Source organism: Clostridium sp. (assembly GCF_047718555.1).
Classification (GTDB): domain Bacteria; phylum Bacillota; class Clostridia; order Clostridiales; family Clostridiaceae; genus Clostridium_I.
Map to the genome: position 1 here is coordinate 1 of NZ_JBDNRK010000113.1, position 3,424 is coordinate 3,424.

4 protein-coding genes are annotated in these 3,424 nt (G+C 30.8%); 2 read left to right on the forward strand and 2 right to left on the reverse strand.

All coding sequences use genetic code 11. The features are described from left to right. Positions 1 to 204 precede the first annotated feature (204 nt). Both ABF633_RS20560 and ABF633_RS20565 read left to right on the forward strand, forming a co-directional pair. The gene (locus tag ABF633_RS20560) at positions 205 to 1,017 is read left to right on the forward strand and encodes a metallophosphoesterase (RefSeq protein ID WP_415526574.1); all 813 of its coding nucleotides are present in this window, start codon (positions 205 to 207) and stop codon (positions 1,015 to 1,017) included. 141 nt (positions 1,018 to 1,158) lie between these two features. After that, positions 1,159 to 1,653, forward strand: coding sequence for a DUF6803 family protein (locus tag ABF633_RS20565; protein ID WP_415526576.1), 495 nt, complete (start codon positions 1,159 to 1,161; stop codon positions 1,651 to 1,653). Between the two features lie 65 nt (positions 1,654 to 1,718). On the opposite strand, the gene ABF633_RS20570 is transcribed toward ABF633_RS20565, so the two are convergent. Further along, a complete protein-coding gene (locus ABF633_RS20570) occupies positions 1,719 to 2,153 on the reverse strand; it encodes an MOSC domain-containing protein (protein ID WP_415526578.1) in 435 nt (144 codons plus the stop codon). Positions 2,154 to 2,191: 38 nt separating this feature from the next. Then, entirely contained in the window at positions 2,192 to 3,148 is a 957-nt protein-coding gene (gene moaA / locus ABF633_RS20575; RefSeq protein WP_415526580.1) for a GTP 3',8-cyclase MoaA, read from the reverse strand. Positions 3,149 to 3,424 lie beyond the last annotated feature (276 nt).

Consider the following 3,424-nt stretch of genomic DNA (forward strand, 5'->3'; position numbering starts at 1 on the left):
GTAGAATTTAAAATATACTAGCATACTGGCCTATTTATTTTTTGAATATGCCTTAATCTATGGATATAGTATTTCCAACTAATATTACTTCATATTCACTAAAAGAGGTAATTCATATTTCATTAATTGTTCACAATCTGAATTTGACATAAAAGACCTACTTCATTTATAATTGAACATACAAATTTCTGGGAGGTGCGTTATATGAGATTACTGTATATAATAATTTTCTTCCTAGGTCTAGGATTATTTTGGTCACTGCTTGAGGCTCAGATAGTTAAATTAACTAAAATTAAATTTAAAACAAAAAAAGTTACTGATAAAATTAAAATAGTATTTATATCAGATACACATTATGGTGATTATTATTTCAAGCATAGATTAAAAAGTATAGTAAATAAAGTTAATAGACTTGAGCCTGATCTGGTAATACTAGGTGGTGATTATCTATTTGTAGAAAGAAACACAAAATTTAATAAGACTGATTTAGATAAATTTTTTAATGACATAAAACAAATACAATCTAAACACGGCATAGTTGCAATTTTAGGTAATCATGAGTATTATCTCAAGGAAAATATAAATCTATTGCTGGAGAGTATGGAAAAGTGCAAAATAAATTTACTAAAAAACAAAACTTACTCTATAAATTTTAAAAATTCCACAGTGCTTTTTCATGGAGTTGATGATTTGAAAAGCGGACAAGTTAATACTGATGTTCTCCAAACAAATGAAAAATATTTAAATATTATACTTTCTCATAATCCAGATTTCTTTGAAGAATACAATATAAATTTTGATATTGGCTTAAGCGGCCATACTCATGGAGGTCAGATAAATTTTTTTGGACTATACGCTCCTATAACAGAATCCTCCTATGGTCAAAAATTTATAAAAACTATTAATACTAAAGGAAATTCAATGATAATAACTTCAAAAGGTCTCGGCTGCAGCAGACTTCCTTTAAGATTTTTTGCTGTTCCTGAGATAATTGAGTTAGATGTTAAACCGCAGTGATTACCTTTAGAACTTGAAAGTTCTTTCTTGATCTAATTATTTTAAAAATAATTAGATCAAATATATTACCTATTTTTAATCTTCATAAAATCAACATAAGTTTTTGGTATTGTTATTTTATGAAAAAAGGAGGTAATAAAAATGAACATGACTCACTATATGTCTCTTCTGGCAAACAATCAACCATGGAATCTTATATTTTTTATGGCTATTCCCGTAATAGCAGCAGAAACACTTACCATTACTGAATTTTTTATAATCTTTAATAAAATTCATAAAGGGCCCATAAAAACTTTAAATAAAATTGTGGGAATCTTTGCAGGCTTTTATTTTACAGGTATATTTATCTACCTTTTAACAACTGCAGTTATACCAATTACACAAAACTCCCAGTGGCATACCTGGGTAGATGTTGCAGCGGTTGGATCCTATTTGAGTGGAGTTATTTTTCTTCTATCAATTGCTTTAATGGAATTAAATATAGTTTTTAGACATAAAACTATTGAACAAAAGATGAAAATTCACTTTATACTCATTTCTGGATTTCTTGTAGTCGCACATATTGCAATGATATTTGGAATGGTAAATCCAGAAATAATTAATAATATGGACACTATGCCAAATATGAGTAAATAGCACAACCAATAATAAGAAAAATGGTGCTTTCCTGCAGCACCATTTATTTAGCCCAATTATGTAAATCATTTCATTATTTCTATAGTATCTCCTGACCTTATTATTCCACCTTTTAATACCCTTGTAAATACACCCTCCGTCGGCATTATACACTTTCCTACCTGCTGCTTTATGGCACAGCCTTTATGACACTCTTTTCCGATCTGAGTTATCTCTTGAACAGTGTCACCTATTTTTAATTTTGTACCTACAGGAAGTTTATAGAGTACTATACCCTCTGTAGTAATATTTTCGGCAAATTTACCTGGCACTAGACCCGTTACGCCCATTTCTATCATTTTATCTATGCTTTCCTTGGCTAAAAGACTTACCTGTCTGTGCCATTTTCCCGCGTGAGCATCTCCCTTAAGACCATATTCCTCTATGAAGATACCTTCTTTTATAGAAGTTTTTATAATACCCTTTTTATCACTAATGTTAATTGCTATAACTTTAGCCATTTCCCAAAATCTCCTCTTATATATATCTTGTATTGCTATTAACCACCAATGTCCATCATGTTTCTGCTTATATAATTTCCATCCTCCAAATTGTGTTCCTTAGGCTTATTTATAATAATATTATCTATTAATTCACCAATGTTTTTTCCCTGCCTAAGGGGCACCTTTAAGTCTATCTCCTCATTAGAATGAAGGCATGGCTTTATCTTACCATCTACAGTAAGCCTCATTCTATTGCAATTTTCACAGAATTTACAGGATATAGGGTTAATGAGTCCCACTCTACCCTTACCTGCTGAAAGTTTATAGTATTTTGCCGGAGAAGAAATATCTGTGGCTGCAGCTTCTGTTAATTCCGGCACCTTTTCTAGTACTATGTTATTTGAGGTATAATTATTAAGAGACCAATACTTTAAAGCGCCTATAGGCATAAGCTCTATAAATCTTACATCTATTTCTTCATATCTTGTTAAATTTACAAAACTCTCTATTTCATCATCATTAAAACCTTTTATCAATACAACATTAATCTTTATAGGATTAAGTCCAAACTTTTTAGCAGCTTCTATTCCCTTTAGTACATCAGCTAATCTTCCGCCTCTGGTGATTTTGGAATACTTCTTTCCATCTAAAGTATCCATGCTTATATTTACTCTGTTAAGTCCTGCATTTTTCAAATCCTGAGCATATTTACCCAATAATATTCCATTGGTAGTCATGGCAAAATCCTTCACCTTTTGTAAGTTTCCTATACCTTCTATTAAATTTAGCAGACCTCGTCTTACTAAAGGTTCTCCGCCAGTTATTCTAATTTTGTCTACTCCCTTTTCTACAAAACTTTCAGCTATACTCTGTATTTCCTCCAGACTTAAAATTTCTTCATGGAGCATTTTTTTTATACCCTTTTCAGGCATACAGTATTTACATCTTAAATTACATAAATCCGTAACTGATATTCTAAGATAATTTATCCTTCTTCCATATGAATCAAACATATCCCACCCCCGTTGTTATAGTTAAATTCATCTTATCCATATTTACTTCTTGTATATAGAAACTTTTAAAGATAATCAAAACTATAAATAGTTATTTTCCGACAGATAAACAGAATTCTTGGCATCAGGTGGAGTTTTTGTTTATGACCTCTGATGCTTACTAACAGAGTTCTTAGTATCAGTATTTTTGATACTTAGAAATCGTTGTCCTTTAGGGTAAATCGTTATCCAGGGACATAGCCACTCTTTACTCCCACTTTGAAGAAAAGCAGAGAA